This window comes from Candidatus Sarcina troglodytae, assembly GCF_015708635.1.
Taxonomy (GTDB): domain Bacteria; phylum Bacillota; class Clostridia; order Clostridiales; family Clostridiaceae; genus Sarcina; species Sarcina ventriculi.
Window position 1 is genome coordinate 1,413,711 of record NZ_CP051754.1, and the last position, 18,814, is coordinate 1,432,524.

Below are 18,814 nucleotides of genomic sequence, written 5' to 3' on the forward strand. Positions count from 1 at the left end.
AATAAATTAATCTTATGGTTAAAATATTTATTATAACATTAAATTAAGGAGATTCTTTATTTATGAAAAATTTTGACGTAAAAAACGCTAGAAACCTTACCATGTTAGTTGATTTTTATGAACTTACTATGGGAAATGGTTATTTTAAAAACGGTTTAGAAAATAAAATAGCTTACTTTGATATGTATTTTAGAAGAGTTCCAGATGGTGGAGGTTATTGTATAATGGCAGGCCTTGACCAATTAATTGATTATTTATCAAATTTAAAATTCGATGAAGAAGATATAGAATATTTAAAATCTAAAAATTTATTTTCTGATGAATTTATAAACTTTTTAAAAGATTTTAAATTTAGTTGTGATGTTTTTGCAGTTCCTGAAGGAACTCCTGTTTTTCCAAATGAACCCCTAGTGACTGTAAGAGGCCCTGTTATTCAAGCCCAATTTATAGAAACTATGATACTTTTATCAATAAATCACCAAACATTAATTGCAACAAAAGCAAATAGAATTTGTAGAGCCGCTAATGGACGACCTGTTATGGAATTTGGTTCTAGACGTGCTCAAGGGTATGATGGGGCAATTTACGGTGCTAGAGCAGCTATTATAGGCGGATGTTCATCGACTGCTTGTACTATAGCTGAACAACTATTTAATGTTCCAGCTGTTGGAACAATGGCTCATAGTTGGATACAATTATTTGGAAATGAATATGAAGCATTTAAAGCTTGGGCAAAAGCATACCCTAATAATTGCACATTCTTAGTTGATACCTATAATGTTTTAAAATCAGGTGTTCCAAATGCTATAAAAGTCTTTAATGAAGTATTAAAACCTCAGGGTATAAGACCTACTGCTATTAGAATAGATAGCGGTGATATAACGTACTTAAGCAAAAAATGTAGAAAACTTTTAGATGAAGCTGGATATTGTGATTGTAAAATACTGGTTTCAAACTCTTTAGATGAATATATAATACGTGATGTATTAAATCAAGGTGCTGAAATAGATTCTTTCGGTGTTGGTGAAAGACTTATAACTGCCAAATCTGAACCTGTATTTGGAGGAGTTTATAAGTTAGTAGCTGTTGAGGATAACAGCGGAGATATAATTCCTAGAATTAAGATAAGTGAAAATGAAGAAAAAATAACTAATCCTGGTTTTAAAAAAGTTTATAGATTATTCGATAAAGACTCACATGCTGCTTTAGTTGATTTAATAGCATTATCCGATGAAGATATCAATTTAAATGAAGATTTAGAAGTGTTTGATCCTATTCATGTATGGAAAAGAAAAACTATAAAAAATTATTATGCTAGAGAGCTTTTAATTCAAGTATTTGATAAAGGTAATCTTGTGTATAACTCTCCTTCTGTTATGGATATTAGAAAGTTTGCACTAGAAGAAAGTACAAAACTTTGGTCTGAAACTTTAAGATTTGAAAATCCTCATACTTATTATGTAGACTTATCAGATGGGCTTTGGAATTTAAAACATAATCTACTTCATAAATATTCTAACATATATAAATAATATTAAAGCTATTAAAATAGATTTTTATTTTAATAGCTTTAATTAATTAGTATTTCTTTATATATATAATATCAGTTAAAATCTCCTCTTCAATCCCCTTAAAATCTATATAAGAATCTATATCGTCTATATTTATAGCTTTTTTCCCTTTATTTTTATGCTCTTGTGACAAATACAAAGAAAAAATACAGTCTTCATTAGTATTTTCTTTATGCATTGGACATTTAGAGTAACATTCAAACTTTCTATTACCGCTTGACCAAAATGGACAAATGCTCATTCTTCTCCCCCCAACTGTAAAATTTTCATACCCCTTTATAATTATATACTATTATTATAAAAAAATAAAGTTTTTTATAATAAATGAATTTATTTACATATTTATTTTTATTTCAGTTGTTAATTTTTGTTTATTATTTATTATCTTACTGTATTAACTATTTATTTTTGTTATACTAGTATAAGTGTATTTGCAAATCCTTACAAAATAAAAAAGAACAGTATTTCTGTTCTAAAAATAAATATAAATAACTTAAGATGAAATGAACATAGATTAAAATAATTGTTAACATATTAATAATTATTTTAATTCTACCATATTAATGTTAATTTTACAATAGTTTTTATATTATCAACAAATATATTAATTACCAATCCTTATTTTCAAATAATATTTGACATATAATAATTGTTATTATATAATATATACTATCTTGATTGTAAGGATGATGTGTATGGATAATATAACTTCTATATTTAGAGAAAAAAAATTAAAACTTACTCCTCAACGAATTGCTGTTTACAAGTATTTAATGGGAACAAAGGAGCATCCATCAGCTGAAATTATCTATAAAGCTCTTCAAAAAGATTATCCTACTATGAGTTTAGCAACTGTTTATAAAGCTTTAAAGACATTAGTAGAGGTTAATTTAATACAAGAAATCAACGTAGGAGAAGGAAATTTCAGATATGATGGAAATTCAAGTGAACATTGTCACATACAATGTCTGCATTGCGGAAGAGTTGACGATTTAGAAGAAATGGATTCTAAGAGTTTAAATGAAAAAGCAGAAATTAATTCAAAATATAAAATTGTTTCAAACAGGATATACTTCTATGGAATATGTGAGGATTGCCAAGGAGAAAGTTTTAATAAATAAAAAACCAAGTTAAATGCTTGGTTTTTTATTTATTAAAATCTAAAATTATTTAAATACCTGCCCTACAATTTCTTTCCAATAATTAGAGCTATATCTATCATAATCTAAAATTTCTATAAGCTTATCATTCAAGGGTTTCATAAATTTTTTAGGAAGATTTAAAAAATAAGGTATATTGTTTTCATTTCCTTCTGCAATAGATGTTAAAAATACTTTATTTAATCCAATTAAATTGGAATCAGCTTTTTTATTTCCTGTTAAAATTCCTTTTTGAGCTATATCATTATAAGTACTATCACTTATCAAATAATCAAAAAACCTATTTATTCCTGTAATATTTTGTGAACTTGATGTAGCATATACTGTATATCTAGACAGTATTGGCGGAGTTGCCTTATAATTATTTATACCTAAATTTGATAAAGACTCTATATTTTCGTAGGATAAATTTTTTGCAACATCACTAGTTGTTATTACCAGTGGAATTTCCCCTTCATTTAAATCATTTAATACATCCAAATTAGATTGTATGAATTTTTTTTCATTTATTTTATAACTATTATTTAATTCACTTAATTCTTTAAACATATTAGGTATATCAACTACATCTAAATATTTGTTTTTATCCCCATTATATATACTAACTAAATTATTTTCTTTTATGATACTATTAGAAACTATAGAACTTATAGCTAAATTTATATTCAAATCCTTAGGTAGTACGTATGGAATTTTTAAATCTTTATTTTTAATCATTGATTTTATAAAATCTATCTTATCATTTTCTGCAAATTGATTATTTAATTTATTTTTGTTGTATAAAATTTCTATACTACTTGGTAGAAGGCCCATACCTAAATTTTTATTTCCTACCTTTCCATATGCAAAAACTATATCATAAAACTTACTTTGTGATTTATTTTGATTAAAGTAACTAGTTAAGTCTTTTATAAGTCCATACTCATTTAACGTTAAAAAGGTTTCTCTAGATGATATAATTACATCATATTTTTGATTAATTATATTATCTTTAATATTTTTTAAATCATTACTATTAAATATATTTACTTGATAATCTTTATGAGTATTTTTGAAATTCTCTAGAAGCATTTCTATGTACTCAAAACCTTCTAAATCTTTTGCCTCTACAACTATATTCAAACTCTTACTATTATTTTGAGGAGTAGAATTTATATTTTGGCATCCCTGCATTGCAATTAAAACAAAAACAATAATGAAACTAATAATTATATTATTAAAAATTCTTTTTTTATACACTAATAACTCACCTATTTTCTCTTTTTTTATTTTATATGCTTATTATGTCTATTTATAAATAAATATATAAATATGACCATATAATTTTATTGAGGTGATTTAATGAAATTTAATGTAATTTTTATAAAAATTAAATCTTTAATTTTTATATTCTGTCTATCTATCATTATTTTATTTAGTTTTTTACTATCAAATAAACTTTATCAAAATAATCTCACTAGTATCCCAACCGCCACTAAACCCCAAGCTGAAGAATATTTAAAGTGTGATTTAAATGGAGACAATAAAGATGATTTAATATATATAAGTTCTAAAGATAACATCTATTATATGGAAGCACATATAAACAATAAAACATATTTTTTTAATACTAAAAATCCAAATACTTTAGGAACTTATAATATATCTTACCCTTTATCTGTTAAATTGATAGATTTAAACAATGATAACATTCCAGAAATTATAACAGAAAGTTCTTTAAACTCTACATCTATTACTCATATATTTATGCTTCATAATAATGAATTTAAAGAAATCTTTTGTTCTACAAACAATTTTTTAGGAATTTTAAATTCTTCTAATTATGCTTCCCCCATTTTAATTTCATCATCATTAAATACTCTATCTGAAAACTTAAACACTTACATTTTAGATAATAATATGCTAAAAAATATATCTATGAATAATTTATCATTGCAAAGCCTAAATATTATAAATAATATTATTTCTTTTATTGAATCTAGTGAAAATACTTACGATAATATCTCAAACCTTTTTAGCAATAATATCTCTAGTTTAGAAATTTCTTTATTACAAAATTTAAAAACAGATGGCTACTCTTATCTTCTTGAAAATTGTTTTTTAGAATCTACATCTTCTTATTCTTCACTATATACCTTAACATTTAAAAAATATAACGAATATGAAAATAACAAGTTTATATTAAATATTGGCATTGATAAAATCAACGATACACTATTAATAACTTCAATAAAATAAAAGGTCGCTTATGCGACCATAAAACTAACTTTATATTTTTATTATTATTGCTCATCCTAATAAATTATTTCTCCGTTTTTATACATTTCTATAACTCGTTTTAAAAACCTTTTTCTATCATCATTCACTAAACTTCTAACAGCTTTTAACATTGATAAATTGGGATCTCCATCAAGTTCTGGTTCTATTATTTCAACATCTATATCATCATACTCGACATCTTGATTTTGATAATTATTATTAAAACCATTTGAACTTGTGAAATTGTCTGTTGTATTATTTGTGTTGTTGAAAGTTTGACTGTTACAATTTTGTGCATTGTTATTATAATTTTGGGCATTATTCATATTGTTCAACATATTTAAAAAATATGAAAAATCCATATTGTTTTCATTTGAATTATTGTTCATATTATTTGTAACATTGCTAAAATCATTTTGAGCAACTTGAGGATTAGAATTTTGATTTAAAAGATTTCCTAAAGAATTTATATCAAATCCATCTCTATTCATTGAATTCATGATATTACTTATTCTTTCAACATCATTAGGGTTTATACCTAACATCTGTAACATTTGCGGGTTTAAACCCATAAAATTATTATTATTTGAAGTATTATTATCCTCTCTTGATTTACTTCTATGTTTTGACAAAGCTTTACCTCCTTAAATTTCTTTTATGTATAATCATATAATATTTTTAATTTTTTGGAGGGTTCAAAGCCCTCCAAAAGATTACCTTAAATAAATACCAATCATATAAAATTTTAGTATTTTAAATTTAAGAATAAAAATTTATTATAGTATTTTTATACTACATTTTAGCAACAACAGTTGCTTGAAGATCCACATCCACAACCATTATTTCCTATTCCACCACATGCTAAGAATAATAATACTAATATATATGCTCTATCATTACATAATAAACCTGATTGACATAATATTAATAGTGTTGGTAGTGTTGAACATGGGTTAAATCCTGAATATCTACTTTGACAACAACAATTATCTTTTCTATGATGTTTTCTACTCATTTTTTTCACCTCTACTCAATGATTTAACATTTGCATGAATTTCCATTTGATTGTGAGCAATTATTGTAGTTGTTTCCTCCACATCCACAACCATTTCCACCAAATCCATTGCCACATAATACAGCTAATATTATTATCCATATAATCATGTTACAGCCATTTCCATTATTGCAGCAACAATCATTACTACGTCTCTTGCATCTACATGTGCATCTATCGCAGCAACAGCAGTTATTTGATCCACAGAATCCTCCGCCAAATCCAGAGCCATTACCACCCCATATAATCAATAAGAATAGTATCCATATAAAAGAGAATCCTCCACCAAAGCATCCTCCGCCAAAGCCTGAATTGCAATTGCCCATAGCTGAGCCAGAACCAAATCCACCACAAGATCCATATCCGCATCCACAATCATTAGTTCCACAACCTGGAATTCCACATCCAGGAACATCGTTTATATTCATTAAAGTTTCCTCCTTAATGTTTTTTCATCAGTTAACTGATATACTATATATTATTCTTCTGCTTAAGAATTGACACATTTTTAGTAATATTTTTCTATATTTATTAATATATTTATACTAATAACAAAAAAACATAGATTCACACTTGAATCTATGTTTTTATTCTTTATATTTCATTTAAATCTTCAAATAATATATCTACAAGTTCATCTCTACCTTTTTTATTTAATGATGAAAAATAATATAATGGTTCTTCTTTTTTTAATCCTAGAGTTTCTCGTATCAATTTTTTACTCTTTGCAAGTTCATTATTTGAAATTTTATCACTTTTAGTAGCTATAACAACAATATTATAACCATAATGTTTTATCCAATTATACATTTGAACATCATCTGCTGTAGGCTTATGTCTACAATCCACTAAAAGCACTACTTTTTTCAAAGGTTCTCTATTTGTCAGATATCTTTCAATAAAAGTTCCCCAACTTTCCTTTTCTTTTTTAGATACCTTAGCATAACCATATCCAGGAAGATCAACTAGATAAAATTCACTATTTAATAAGAAAAAATTTATAAGCCTTGTTTTTCCCGGCGTCTGACTAACTTTAGCTAATTTATTTCTGTTAGTTAATGAATTTATTATAGATGACTTTCCAACATTAGATCTTCCTACAAAAGCTATTTCAGGAAATCCATCATTTGGATATTGTTCTCTTTTTACAGCAGATATTATAAATTCTGAAGTCTTTATTCTCATTTTTTATCCTCTCTAAACTAAAGCATTTTCTAGAACAGTATCTATTTTTTCTGCTAAAACTACCTTTAATTTATTATTTATTACTTTTTGTATCTTTTTCAAATCTTTTTCATTATCCTTAGGTATTATAACTGTGTCTATACCTACTCTATACGCTGCTAAACATTTTTCTTTAAGCCCACCTATTGGCAAAACATTTCCTGTAAGAGTTATTTCTCCTGTCATTGCTACATTATGTCTAACTCTTTTCTCTGCAAGTGCTGAAACTAATGCAGTTATCATTGTAACACCAGCTGATGGACCATCCTTTGGCACAGCCCCCTCTGGAACATGAATATGGATATCCTTATCTTTGAAAAACTCTGTCTTAATGCCCAATTTTTCTCTATTAGCTCTTACATAAGAGTATGCTGCTTTTGCAGATTCTTGCATTACATCTCCAAGTTTCCCTGTAAGTTCTAACTTTCCTCGTCCTTCCATAACAACTACTTCAACTGGAAGTGTATCTCCACCATAGGCTGTCCACGCCATTCCTGTCACAACACCTATTTTATCTTCCTTATCCACTGTTTCATAAGTAAATATCTTGCTTCCTAAATATTTAGTAAGAGTTGTTGTTGTTATAGCTATCTTTTCTTTATCCTTTTCTATTAACTCTTTTATTCCTTTTCTTATAACAGAAGATATAACCCTTTCAAGTCCTCTAACTCCTGATTCCCTAGTATATCCTTCTATAATTTCTTTTAAAACACTATCTGAGATAGTTATTTTATTTTTCACATTATACTCATTTATTTTTTTAGGCACTAAATATTTTTTAGCTATATTTAATTTTTCTTCTGAGGTATATCCTGATACTTCTATTATTTCCATCCTATCTAAAAGCGGTCTTGGTATTGTATCTAAAGAATTAGCAGTAGTTATAAACATAACTTTAGATAAGTCTAAAGGCACTTCTAGGTAATGATCTCTAAAGTTTTTATTTTGCTCTGGATCTAAAACTTCTAAAAGAGCATCTGCAGGGCTACCTTTGATATCTGTTCCAAGCTTATCAATTTCATCTAATAAAAATACTGGATTTAATGATTTTGCTTGCTTTAAACCATTTGCTATTCTTCCTGGTATTGCTCCAACATAAGTTCTTCTATGTCCTCTTATATCTGCTTCATCTCTTATTCCACCTAAAGACATTCTAACAAAATTTCTATTTAAAGCCTCTGCTATACTTTTACCTATAGACGTTTTTCCAACACCAGGAGGTCCAACTAAACATAAAATATCGCCTTTTAATGAATTATTCATTTTTTTAACTGCTAGATATTCTACAATTCTTTCCTTAACATCTTTCAACCCATAATGTTCTTTCTTTAAAAGAGCAGAAGCCTTTTTTATATCTATTTCATCCTTAGTATAAGCATTCCAAGGTATATCTAAAAGAGTATCTAAATAAGCTCTAATATATCCTCCTTCTTGAGAATATGATTGAGCATTTTTAAGCCTTGATACTTCATATAAAGCTTTTTCTTTAACATCCTTAGGAAACTTTATAGCAGCTATTTTTTTTTCGTATTCACGTACAGCTTTTTTATTTTCGTCATCTTCCCCTAGTTCTTCTTGAATTACTTTAATCTGCTCTCTTAGATAATAATCTTTTTGATTTTTATCCATCTTCTTTTTAACTTTACCACTTATTTTCTTTTCAATCTTTGCAATTTCACTTTCCTTTTTTATATAAAGTAAAAGTTTTTCAAGCTTTTCCTTGATATCTAATATTTCAAAAACTTTTTGCTTATCTGATTCCTTAGCTAATACATATGGTGTTATAATATCACAAACCTTAACAGCATCATCCATTTCATCTAAATTATAAAAAAGTTCCTCTCCATTATTAGATGTCATATCTAAAAATTCTAAAAATTCATCTTTTACCATCCTTAGAAGCGATTCAATCTCAATATCATCTTTATCATAATCTATATCTATTTTTTCAACTTCAACTTCTAAAAATTCTTCATTATCTAAAAAATTAATTATTTTAGCTCTATCCATACCTTCTATAAGAACTCTTACATTATCTTTAGGAAGTTTTAATATTTGTTTTACTTTACAAATTACTCCTATATCATTAACATCATTTTCTTTTGGTTCTTCAATTGCTGAATCTTTTTGAGTAGATAAAAAAATAATCTGATCATCTATCATAGCTTTTTCAAGAGCTTTTCTTGATTTTTCTCTACCTACATCAAAATATATTACCATATTAGGAAATATAGTCATACCCCTTAAAGGAATAAAAGGAAGTCTACCTTTATCTTCTTTCATAACTTTTCTCCCTCCAATCCATTATAAAAAGTTACAGTCTTAAACAAGTATACAACATAATATATGTTTTTTTCAACTACTCTTATAATTTAACTTGCTTTTAGAAATATTTTACATAAATTAAAACACAAAGACTATCCTAAAGATATTGAAATTTTAGGATAGTCTTCTTTATTGTTTAAGCAGTTTCTATACTAGATTTTTTAGTTTTAATCTTTTTATTAGCCTTTAAAACTGGTCTTGTTTCACCTTCCTCTAAAAGAACCATCTCTGGCTTCTCTTTTTTCTCTATAGTATCTTTAGTTATTATAACTTTAACTATATCTTCTCTTGAAGGTATTTCAAACATTATATCCATCATAGTTTCTTCTACTATGGCTCTTAATCCTCTAGCCCCAGTTTTTCTCTTTATAGCCTCATCAGCTATTGCTTTTAAAGCATCTTCTTTAAATTCTAGTTCAACATTATCTAACTCAAATAATCTTCTATATTGCTTAACAATAGCATTTTTAGGTTCTTTCAATATGCTAACTAAAGCATCAGTATCTAAAGATTCTAATGTAACTAAAACAGGAAGCCTTCCAACAAACTCTGGAATTAATCCAAATTTTAAAAGATCTCCTGGCATTATTTCTTTTAGAAGCTTACCTATATCTTTTTGTGTTTTTGATTCTATCTGAGCTCCAAATCCCATAGAGCTTTTACGTCCTCTTTGTTCTATTATTTTATCAATCCCATCAAATGCTCCACCACATATAAATAATATGTTAGATGTATTTAATTGAATGAATTCTTGATGTGGGTGTTTTCTTCCTCCTTGAGGAGGTACAGATGCTACTGTTCCTTCTAATATCTTTAAAAGAGCTTGTTGCACCCCTTCACCAGATACATCTCTTGTAATAGACGGATTTTCAGACTTTCTCGCTATCTTATCTATTTCATCTATATATATTATTCCTTTTTCTGCTCGTTCTACATCATAATCTGCATTTTGGATAAGTTTTAATAAGATATTTTCTACATCTTCCCCAACATATCCAGCTTCAGTTAAAGTTGTAGCATCAGCAATTGCAAATGGAACATTTAATTGCTTTGCAAGAGTTTGGGCAAGTAATGTCTTACCAGAACCAGTAGGCCCAAGCAATAATATATTACTCTTTTGAAGTTCAATATCTCCTTCTGACTTATTTGCATTTATTCTTTTATAATGATTATAAACAGCAACCGCTAAAGATCTTTTAGCCTTATCTTGACCTACAACATATTGATCTAAATATGCCTTTATCTCATCTGGTCTTGGAAGATTTAGAGATTCCATAGCAGTAGAGGTTTCTTCAAATTCATCTTCTATTATTTCAGAGCAAAGTTCTATACATTCATCACAAATATATACACCAGGACCTGCTATAAGTCTTTTTACTTGCTCTTGACTTTTGCCACAAAAGGAACATCTAAGTTGCTTTTTGTCTTCATATTTTGCCATGCACTACACCTCTATTTCTATTTAATTTTTATTTATCTAGTTGATTTCTTTCTATAACCTTGTCAACTAAACCATATTCGCATGCTTCTTTAGCTTCCATAAAATTATCTCTCTCAACATCTTTCTTTATTTCATCTAAAGGCTTACCAGTATTTTTACTCAATATTTTATTTAAATTTTCCTTTATTTTTAAAATTCTTTTAGCATGAATATCAAAATCAGTTGCTTGACCTTGGAAGCCACCTAATGGTTGATGTATCATTATTTCTGCATTTGGAAGAGCATATCTTTTTCCCTTCGCTCCTGAAGATAACAAAAATGAACCCATAGAAGCTGCCATACCCATACATATTGTTGCTACGTCTGGTTTTATATAATTCATTGTATCATAAATTGCCATACCAGATGTTATTGATCCTCCTGGCGAATTTATGTAAAGATATATATCTTTATCTGGATCTTCACTTTCTAAAAATAATAATTGTGCTACAATTAAACTTGCACTAGCATCATTTACTTCTCCATTTAACATAATTATTCTATCTTTTAATAATCTTGAAAATATATCGTAACTTCTTTCGCCTCTGCTTGTTTGTTCAACGACCATTGGTACTAAATTACTCATTAAATTCCCTCCTAAAACTAAATTCTAATAATTATAATTTTGCCAAAATATTTAATTAATAGTACTGTTATATTTAATTATATATAATTTTTTTTGTTTTGTTAATAAAAATTTAAAACAATTGCCAGAAATAATTTCTGGCAACAATTTTTTAGCATATTAATTTTTAAATGTAATTTTAAATGTTAATATTATTTATTAACTTTAGCACTATCAACTAGCATGTTAACTATTTTTTCTCTAACTACATCAGCTTTTAAAGCTTCTGCTTGAGATTTTAATAATATATCAACCATTTGATCTACATCCTTAGATTGATACATTTTTACAACTTCTTCAGCCTTAGCTTTTAATTCTTCTTCAGTTGCTTCTAAATTTTCCTTGTCTGTTATAGCATTTAAAACTAAATCAGTTCTAACTTTTCTTTCAGCATTTTCTTTCATGTAATCTTTCATTTGCTCTTCTGAGCTTCCAGTGAATTGGAAATATTGATCAAGACTTAATCCTTGATATGATAATCTTTGTTCTAAATCTTTTATCATATTTTGAACTTCTCTATCTACCATAACTTGTGGAAGATCTATTGTTGCATTATCAACTACTTGACCTATAACTTTTTCTTGAAGTTCTCTTGTAGCTCTCTCTTCATTAGCTTTTTCAGCTTTTACTTTTAAATCTGCTTTATATTCTGCAATTGTATCAAATTCAGAAACTTCTTTAGCAAATTCATCATCTAATGCTGGTAATTCTTTAACCTTTATATCTTTAACTGTAACTTCAAATTTAGCTTCTTTTCCATTTAATTCTTCTCTTCCATAATTCTCAGGGAAAGTTACATTTACATCTTTGCTTTGACCTTTTTCTAATCCTATTAATTGTTGTTCAAAGTCTCCTATAAATGAACCAGATCCTATTTCAAGATCATAGTCATGTCCTTCTCCCCCTTCAAATGGAGTTTCATCTATGAATCCTTTAAAATCTATAACAGCTATATTTTTATCTTCAACTTTACCTTCTGTTTTTGTTTCGATTCTAGCATTTTTAGCTTGAATATCTTTTAATTGGTTTTCTATTTGTTCATCTGTAACTTCAGGTTTTGTGTAGCTAACTTCTACTCCTTTATATTCCCCAAGTTTAACTTCTGGATAAGTTGTAACTTTAGCTTTGAATACTAAATCTTTTCCTTCTCCAACTTCAATTACGTCTATTTGTGGATAATCAACTGGTTTTACGTTATTTTCATTTAATGCAACTGGATAAGCTTCATCTATGCAGAAGTTTATTGCATCATCAAATAATACTTCAACTCCATAGAATTTTTTAACTATTGCCATTGGCACTTTACCTTTTCTAAATCCTTGTACATTAAACTTATTAACATTTTTCTTATAAGCCTTGTTTAAAGCTGCATCAAATTTTTTGCTTTCAACTTTAACTTCTAATTCTACAACATTATTTTCTATTTTGTTCATCTTAACTTCCATGTTATATACTCCTCCTAAAAAGTGTCTAAAACTATTATAACTTACTAAAACTATAAATTATAACTATATAACTATACTAACTAAGCTATTATACCACATGACATCTTTTTTTATCAAATATTTCTTGTAAATAATCATTAAATAAGAAATAAATAATTTTTGTTTTTGGTTACATATTCTATTGAACATATACATAGCGTAAAGTTTGCTAATATATTAATACTATGTTATTATTACCTTTGTTATAAATATGAGATGTTTAAATTTATATAAAGAAAGAGGATAAAGAATGAACAATTTAAAATTTGAAAATTTAGCTTTAAAAGACACTGTTTTAAAAGCTATAAAGGATATGGGATTTGAGGAACCTTCTCAAATTCAAGCAGAAAGCATTCCTACAGCCTTACAAGGCTTTGATATAATAGGGCAAGCGCAAACTGGTACTGGAAAAACTGCTGCCTTTGGTTGCTCACTTCTTAGTAGAATACAAATTTCTGACAAAAAGAAATTACCTAAAGCTCTTGTTTTAGCACCTACTCGTGAACTTGCAATACAGGTTAATGATGAACTTGTAAGACTTGCAAAATATAACAATACAGTTTTATTACCTATCTACGGTGGGCAACCTATAGATAGACAAATGCATGCTTTAAAGCGTGGAGTTGATGTTGTAGTTGGTACTCCTGGAAGGATTTTAGACCTTATGAGAAGAGGGCACTTAAAATTAAATGATATAGAATTCTTAGTTTTAGATGAAGCTGATGAAATGCTTAATATGGGATTTATTGATGATTTAGAAGAAATAGTTAAATCTCTTAAGTCCGAAAGACAAACTCTTTTATTTTCTGCAACAATGCCTGATCAAATTAGACGTCTAGCTAAAAACTATATGAAACCTGATGTTAAACACATATCTATAAAGAAAAATTCTTTAACAGTTTCAAAAATAGAACAATATTATTTCGAAATAAAACATAAAGATAGATTTGAAACACTTTGTAGAGTTATAGATTTTGACAATCCAAATGCAGCTATAATTTTTTGTAAAACAAAAAAAGGTGTTGATGAAGTTGTAGAAGGTATGCAATCTAGGGGTTATATGGTAGAAGGTATGCACGGAGATATGAGCCAAAACTTTAGAATGCAAACTTTAAAAAAATTTAAAGAAGGAAATTTAGACTTTTTAGTGGCTACAGATGTTGCAGCTAGAGGGATAGATGTTGAAAGTGTAACTCATGTTATAAACTATGATCTTCCACAAGACAGCGAAAGCTATGTGCATAGAATAGGAAGAACTGGAAGAGCCAATAGAGAAGGTATTGCTTATTCTCTAGTTACTCCAAAAGAATACATGATGCTTAAACAAATACAAAGAAACACTAAAAGTACAATACACAAAAAATCTGTTCCAACTGCTGATGAAATACTTGAAACTAAATTTAATTCAATAGTTGAGGATGTAAAAAATACAGTTGAGGAAAATAATTTTTCTAAATTTTTACCACTTGCAACTCAACTTGATGAAAATTACAATCCAGTTGATGTAGCTGCTGCTCTAATGAAATTATTATTTGATAAGGAAGCTCCTTTTGATTATGAGAACAATGAAATAGAATCTCCTTCTATGGAAGAGACTAGAGTTTTTGCTTCTGTTGGTAGACGTGATGGAGTAACTCCTAAAACATTAGTTAATTTTATAAAAAATACAGCGAAAGTTAATCCAAAACAAATTGGAGATATTGATATAAAAGAAAACTTTTCATTTATAAATCTTGATTCTGAAATACTTAATGTTGTTATGAAAAGGTGTATTGGTCAAAGATTAAATAGAAGAAAAGTAAACATTGAAGTTGCAAATAAAAAGAAAAAAAGAAAAAGATAATATAAAAGAAATAGCAATTACTAACTAATTGCTATTTCTTTTTACAGCATGCACTATATTTTGAACAAGTGTCACATCTATTTCCTTTATCTTTATTTTTTGAACAACTTAAGCAAGACACTTTAGTATTTCTACAACATCTCTCTTCTAAAATACCAAGTTCTTTTTTTTCGTCTTCACTTAAATATTCCAGTGGAAAAATATTTTTCCCAAAACTTTCATATTCTATATCTTTATTCATTTTAATCCCCTACATCATTAATTTTATTTCCAAGCTTTTATAACTGTATTATAAGATTCTTTACTCCATTCACTTTTTTTAAAATCTCCAAATATTTCAATATTAGAAAATCCAATGTTTTTAAACATTTTTACAAGTTCATCTTTTAAAATAGGTAATAATTTTACACTCTTATTATAAGTTACACTATTTTCCCTATCTTTAATAATTAATTCTCGATTAAAATTTATATATTCAAAATTTTCTATGTATTCATAACTTCTCTTAAGCACTATTTTCCCATCTTCGCTTATTATTTCAGGAAATTCTTTTATATTTTTTTCAATAATTCTATCATAATTTATTATGCTTATTATAAAAACTCCACCATTTTGAAGTATTTTATAACTCTTTTTTATAACATCTTCAATTTCTGATTTAAAAGGTAAATGAACTAATGAATTTCCTATACAAAATATTTCTTTAAATCTCAAATCTTTAAATATTACATTAATATTCCTTATGTCTTCATTAAAAAGTTCCACATTATATTTTTTACTTTTTTGCTCTGCTTCTTCTATCATATGATTATTTAAATCTATTCCTAAAACTTCTATTCCTTTTTTAGTAAGTTCTAATCCATAAGAAAATGTACTACATGCCATATCTAAAACAACATCTTTTTCATTTAATTCTTCACTTAAAAAATGTACCGTCGCTTGCTGTAACTTAAACACTTCATCGTAATACTTACTAAGTATTTTGTAAAAACTCATATTTGTTCTCCTTAATATATTTAATTGTTACAATTTGTTTAAAGAAATTTCAAATATTTATATAAAGTTATTTAAAAATCTTTTATTTTATATATAATATAATTATACTATTTTATAGACATAATTCAAATTTGTTTTATTATGTTCTATTTGAAATTTAAGGAGGAATTACATGAGCGTGCATATAGAAGCTAAACAAGGACAAATAGCTGAAACCATTTTACTTCCTGGAGATCCTTTAAGAGCTAAATTTATAGCTGAAACATTTTTGGATGATGTAATTTGTTACAATAATGTAAGAGGAATGCTTGGTTTTACAGGTACTTACAAAGGTAAAAGAATTTCTGTGCAAGGAACAGGAATGGGAATTCCATCTATATCAATATATGTAAATGAGCTTATAAATGAATATGGTGTTAAAAATCTTATAAGAGTTGGGACAGCAGGTGGTATCCAAGAAAATGTAAAAGTTAGAGATTTGGTTATAGCTATGAGCTGTCATACAGATTCATCTATAAATAAAATAAGATTTAATGGTAAAGATTTTGCTCCTACAGCATCATTTAACCTTTTAAAAACAGCTTATAATGTAGCGTGTGAAAAAGGTTTTGAACCAAAAGTTGGAAGTGTACTAACTTCTGATAGTTTTTATAATGATGACAAAGAGCACTGGAAATTATGGGCAAGCTTTGGTGCTTTAGCTATTGAAATGGAAACTGCAGCACTTTACACACTTGCTGCTAAGTATAAAGTTAATGCATTAACTTTATTAACTATTAGTGATCACTTAATTAGTGCTGAAGAAACAACTGCTCAAGAACGTCAAAATACATTTACTAAGATGATGGAAGTAGCTTTAGATACTGCTATACAACTTTAATTTATTAGGTATGTATATAAAAATATACATACCTAATTTTATAAGTTTCAATATATATTTATATTTTCAAATTTATTGAACGTTATCCAATCCTTCTAACGAAAAATTATTGATATCACACACTATCCACTGATCATTTTCATATTTAATTTGTGTAAAGAAATTTTCTTTATATTCTTCACTTTTTATATTTATTCCAAATATTTGTTTTTTTATCTTATAACTAATTGTTACAACTATATTCCCTATATAATCATCCCCATTATAATCTATCTCACTATTTTTTATCTTAATATCTAAGTCGCTTACCTCATAACTATTTTTAAGCCAAAAATACCTTCTATTTAAAATAGCATATACATCATTTTTAACTTCATCCCTTGCATTTACTATATCGTCTTTATCTTCAGAATTTAATGCTTTAAACACGCTAAAATAAAATCTATTTATTGCATCATTGACTCCATCTAAAACCTTACTATCCTTTAAATCTATATTTAATTCTATTGTTGGATGTTCACCTATGGCACATTCGCTACTGCTTAAAATCCCCCAAGGTGTTTGTGCTTTTATCATAAGAGTTGTTGTTTCATCTTTATTAAAAGGCCCAATATTTATGAAATCTTTAACCTTTATATTAGAATTTTTTCCATTTATATAGACTAACCCATCTTGGAACTTACTATTTATAGTAATAAAATTAGCATCTAATGGTATATTTATATTGCTATTATCAACTAATACTACATTCACATTTTCTTTTACACTTCCATAATCAGATTTTTTTTCCACCTCTATATCATACACACCTGGAACTAAATCTTTAACTTTAAGTTTTCCATCTTCATCTGTCTGCCCCTTATTTAAACCATTAATATATACACTACTTCCTTGAAAATTAGATATTATTTCTATATCATTTAACTCAAGATTCAAATAATAATTACTATTTTTATCATTTTTACATAAAGTCAAAGAATTCATCGTTCTCCCTTTTCTCAAAGATTCTATTAAAACTTTTATTCTTGATGTATCTTCCTTATAAAATTCAATTAATGGTTTTATATCATTTTTAGTTAATTGAATATCCTTCTCCACTTTTATAAGGTTTAACATAGATGTAGTGCTTCCCTTTTCTAATGCCCTTTCTACTTTTTTTATAAAAACATCCTCTTTATGAGTTACATCTGCAACAATACTTCCTAAAAAAAATACAAACATCATAATTACAGGAACAATAATTACTTTTTTATTCAAAAACTTTATATATTTATTATTTTTAATACTTATTATGAAACTTTTAAACTTTTCTATAATATTTTTTATCTTTTGATTATTTATATAGCTTAAACATTTTTCTTTTTCTTTTGAAATACTTTCAAAAAGATTTTTAAAAGAATTCAACATTTTACCCCCTAGTTGTTTATTCTAATATATTAATAATCCATTTATTGCATTTAGTACATTTATATATTTGTATACCAAATGGGTCTAATCTTTGATTTTCAAATTCTTTTTGCCTACTTCTTACCTCATTTAAAGCATAAAATTCATCATCTTCTGTTAATACTCCTATAAGTTCTGATATATAATTTTCAGTTGTTTGGTTACAACAATCATTAATTTCTACGCAATTAATTTTTTCTATTTTTAAACTTTCTTGAAAATCTTGTATTATATCTATTATATCTTTAAATTCATTTATATCGTCTAAAAACTCTTCTCTATAAAAATCAATTTTATTTATTGTAAATAATTTTTCCATTAAAACATTTCTCCTTAGGTTAATTTTTAATAATATTTTACCTATTTTCTCACTTAAAGTAAAACATTTTATATTATTTATAAAATAAAGCTAAAAAGGATTATATCAATATATTGATATAATCCTTTTTGTTTGTTTTGTATAATAG

At 26.7% G+C, this 18,814-nt stretch carries 19 protein-coding genes; 5 read left to right on the top strand and 14 right to left on the bottom strand.

Translation table 11 applies throughout. The features are described from left to right. Positions 1–62: 62 nt before the first annotated feature. Positions 63–1,532 carry a nicotinate phosphoribosyltransferase gene (locus HH195_RS06340; protein WP_196370270.1) on the top strand — a complete coding sequence of 490 codons (1,470 nt, stop codon included), beginning with the start codon at positions 63–65 and terminating at the stop codon, positions 1,530–1,532. 46 nt (positions 1,533–1,578) lie between these two features. On the opposite strand, the gene HH195_RS06345 is transcribed toward HH195_RS06340, so the two are convergent. After that, positions 1,579–1,812 carry a hypothetical protein gene (locus tag HH195_RS06345; protein WP_196370273.1) on the bottom strand — a complete coding sequence of 78 codons (234 nt, stop codon included), beginning with the start codon at positions 1,810–1,812 and terminating at the stop codon, positions 1,579–1,581. 454 nt (positions 1,813–2,266) lie between these two features. Here HH195_RS06345 and perR point away from each other — a divergent pair, with 454 nt between their 5' ends. Beyond that, complete coding sequence (gene perR / locus HH195_RS06350) at positions 2,267–2,692, top strand: transcriptional regulator PerR (RefSeq protein ID WP_196370275.1); 426 nt, start codon at positions 2,267–2,269, stop codon at positions 2,690–2,692. A gap of 45 nt (positions 2,693–2,737) precedes the next feature. Here perR and HH195_RS06355 read toward each other — a convergent pair whose 3' ends face one another. Next, a complete protein-coding gene (locus HH195_RS06355; protein WP_196370277.1) occupies positions 2,738–3,970 on the bottom strand; it encodes a type 2 periplasmic-binding domain-containing protein in 1,233 nt (410 codons plus the stop codon). Between the two features lie 102 nt (positions 3,971–4,072). Between HH195_RS06355 and HH195_RS06360 the strand changes: the two genes are divergently transcribed. Continuing rightward, positions 4,073–4,969 carry an FG-GAP-like repeat-containing protein gene (locus tag HH195_RS06360; RefSeq protein WP_196370279.1) on the top strand — a complete coding sequence of 299 codons (897 nt, stop codon included), beginning with the start codon at positions 4,073–4,075 and terminating at the stop codon, positions 4,967–4,969. A 56-nt stretch (positions 4,970–5,025) separates the two neighbouring features. On the opposite strand, the gene HH195_RS06365 is transcribed toward HH195_RS06360, so the two are convergent. From HH195_RS06365 to tig, 8 genes are all read right to left on the bottom strand, one after another. Then, positions 5,026–5,622, bottom strand: a complete 597-nt coding sequence (locus HH195_RS06365) for a hypothetical protein (RefSeq protein WP_196370281.1) — start codon at positions 5,620–5,622, stop codon at positions 5,026–5,028. Between the two features lie 167 nt (positions 5,623–5,789). Beyond that, positions 5,790–6,005 carry a hypothetical protein gene (locus HH195_RS06370; protein WP_055257086.1) on the bottom strand — a complete coding sequence of 72 codons (216 nt, stop codon included), beginning with the start codon at positions 6,003–6,005 and terminating at the stop codon, positions 5,790–5,792. 23 nt (positions 6,006–6,028) lie between these two features. Continuing rightward, the gene (locus HH195_RS06375) at positions 6,029–6,472 is read right to left on the bottom strand and encodes a hypothetical protein (protein ID WP_055257087.1); all 444 of its coding nucleotides are present in this window, start codon (positions 6,470–6,472) and stop codon (positions 6,029–6,031) included. Between the two features lie 166 nt (positions 6,473–6,638). Further along, positions 6,639–7,229, bottom strand: a complete 591-nt coding sequence (gene yihA, locus HH195_RS06380) for a ribosome biogenesis GTP-binding protein YihA/YsxC (RefSeq protein ID WP_055257088.1) — start codon at positions 7,227–7,229, stop codon at positions 6,639–6,641. 12 nt (positions 7,230–7,241) lie between these two features. Beyond that, entirely contained in the window at positions 7,242–9,551 is a 2,310-nt protein-coding gene (gene lon, locus HH195_RS06385) for an endopeptidase La (RefSeq protein ID WP_196370283.1), read from the bottom strand. A 178-nt stretch (positions 9,552–9,729) separates the two neighbouring features. Then, a complete protein-coding gene (clpX, locus tag HH195_RS06390; RefSeq protein ID WP_055257090.1) occupies positions 9,730–11,034 on the bottom strand; it encodes an ATP-dependent Clp protease ATP-binding subunit ClpX in 1,305 nt (434 codons plus the stop codon). A 28-nt stretch (positions 11,035–11,062) separates the two neighbouring features. After that, entirely contained in the window at positions 11,063–11,659 is a 597-nt protein-coding gene (gene clpP / locus HH195_RS06395; protein WP_196370285.1) for an ATP-dependent Clp endopeptidase proteolytic subunit ClpP, read from the bottom strand. Positions 11,660–11,850: 191 nt separating this feature from the next. Continuing rightward, positions 11,851–13,143 (bottom strand): trigger factor, encoded by a 1,293-nt coding sequence (gene tig, locus HH195_RS06400; protein WP_196370287.1) that lies wholly within the window; start codon positions 13,141–13,143, stop codon positions 11,851–11,853. Positions 13,144–13,432: 289 nt separating this feature from the next. On the opposite strand from tig, the gene HH195_RS06405 reads away from it, so the two are divergent. Further along, positions 13,433–15,025, top strand: coding sequence for a DEAD/DEAH box helicase (locus tag HH195_RS06405; protein ID WP_058991880.1), 1,593 nt, complete (start codon positions 13,433–13,435; stop codon positions 15,023–15,025). A 31-nt stretch (positions 15,026–15,056) separates the two neighbouring features. Here HH195_RS06405 and HH195_RS06410 read toward each other — a convergent pair whose 3' ends face one another. Together HH195_RS06410 and HH195_RS06415 are read right to left on the bottom strand one after the other, a co-directional pair. After that, positions 15,057–15,266, bottom strand: a complete 210-nt coding sequence (locus tag HH195_RS06410; RefSeq protein ID WP_196370288.1) for a hypothetical protein — start codon at positions 15,264–15,266, stop codon at positions 15,057–15,059. Positions 15,267–15,289: 23 nt separating this feature from the next. After that, positions 15,290–16,021, bottom strand: coding sequence for a class I SAM-dependent methyltransferase (locus tag HH195_RS06415; RefSeq protein ID WP_196370290.1), 732 nt, complete (start codon positions 16,019–16,021; stop codon positions 15,290–15,292). A gap of 172 nt (positions 16,022–16,193) precedes the next feature. Between HH195_RS06415 and deoD the strand changes: the two genes are divergently transcribed. Beyond that, positions 16,194–16,901, top strand: coding sequence for a purine-nucleoside phosphorylase (gene deoD / locus HH195_RS06420; RefSeq protein WP_055257096.1), 708 nt, complete (start codon positions 16,194–16,196; stop codon positions 16,899–16,901). Positions 16,902–16,973: 72 nt separating this feature from the next. Here the strand turns inward: deoD and HH195_RS06425 are convergent, their stop codons facing one another. Together HH195_RS06425 and HH195_RS06430 are read right to left on the bottom strand one after the other, a co-directional pair. Next, entirely contained in the window at positions 16,974–18,308 is a 1,335-nt protein-coding gene (locus HH195_RS06425) for a TcaA 3rd/4th domain-containing protein (RefSeq protein ID WP_196370292.1), read from the bottom strand. Between the two features lie 16 nt (positions 18,309–18,324). Next, a complete protein-coding gene (locus HH195_RS06430) occupies positions 18,325–18,666 on the bottom strand; it encodes a hypothetical protein (protein ID WP_195925130.1) in 342 nt (113 codons plus the stop codon). Between the last annotated feature and the right edge of the window lie 148 nt (positions 18,667–18,814).

Bases quoted from the DNA above. Each gene is read 5' to 3' on its own strand.
- yihA (WP_055257088.1), bottom strand. From the start codon at position 7,229: ATGAGAATAAAGACTTCAGAATTTATAATATCTGCTGTAAAAAGAGAA.
- clpP (WP_196370285.1), bottom strand. From the start codon at position 11,659: ATGAGTAATTTAGTACCAATGGTCGTTGAACAAACAAGCAGAGGCGAA.
- perR (WP_196370275.1), top strand. From the start codon at position 2,267: ATGGATAATATAACTTCTATATTTAGAGAAAAAAAATTAAAACTTACT.
- lon (WP_196370283.1), bottom strand. From the start codon at position 9,551: ATGAAAGAAGATAAAGGTAGACTTCCTTTTATTCCTTTAAGGGGTATG.
- HH195_RS06430 (WP_195925130.1), bottom strand. From the start codon at position 18,666: ATGGAAAAATTATTTACAATAAATAAAATTGATTTTTATAGAGAAGAG.
- HH195_RS06340 (WP_196370270.1), top strand. From the start codon at position 63: ATGAAAAATTTTGACGTAAAAAACGCTAGAAACCTTACCATGTTAGTT.
- HH195_RS06370 (WP_055257086.1), bottom strand. From the start codon at position 6,005: ATGAGTAGAAAACATCATAGAAAAGATAATTGTTGTTGTCAAAGTAGA.
- deoD (WP_055257096.1), top strand. From the start codon at position 16,194: ATGAGCGTGCATATAGAAGCTAAACAAGGACAAATAGCTGAAACCATT.
- HH195_RS06410 (WP_196370288.1), bottom strand. From the start codon at position 15,266: ATGAATAAAGATATAGAATATGAAAGTTTTGGGAAAAATATTTTTCCA.
- HH195_RS06345 (WP_196370273.1), bottom strand. From the start codon at position 1,812: ATGAGCATTTGTCCATTTTGGTCAAGCGGTAATAGAAAGTTTGAATGT.
- HH195_RS06415 (WP_196370290.1), bottom strand. From the start codon at position 16,021: ATGAGTTTTTACAAAATACTTAGTAAGTATTACGATGAAGTGTTTAAG.
- HH195_RS06425 (WP_196370292.1), bottom strand. From the start codon at position 18,308: ATGTTGAATTCTTTTAAAAATCTTTTTGAAAGTATTTCAAAAGAAAAA.
- HH195_RS06405 (WP_058991880.1), top strand. From the start codon at position 13,433: ATGAACAATTTAAAATTTGAAAATTTAGCTTTAAAAGACACTGTTTTA.
- clpX (WP_055257090.1), bottom strand. From the start codon at position 11,034: ATGGCAAAATATGAAGACAAAAAGCAACTTAGATGTTCCTTTTGTGGC.
- tig (WP_196370287.1), bottom strand. From the start codon at position 13,143: ATGGAAGTTAAGATGAACAAAATAGAAAATAATGTTGTAGAATTAGAA.
- HH195_RS06375 (WP_055257087.1), bottom strand. From the start codon at position 6,472: ATGAATATAAACGATGTTCCTGGATGTGGAATTCCAGGTTGTGGAACT.
- HH195_RS06360 (WP_196370279.1), top strand. From the start codon at position 4,073: ATGAAATTTAATGTAATTTTTATAAAAATTAAATCTTTAATTTTTATA.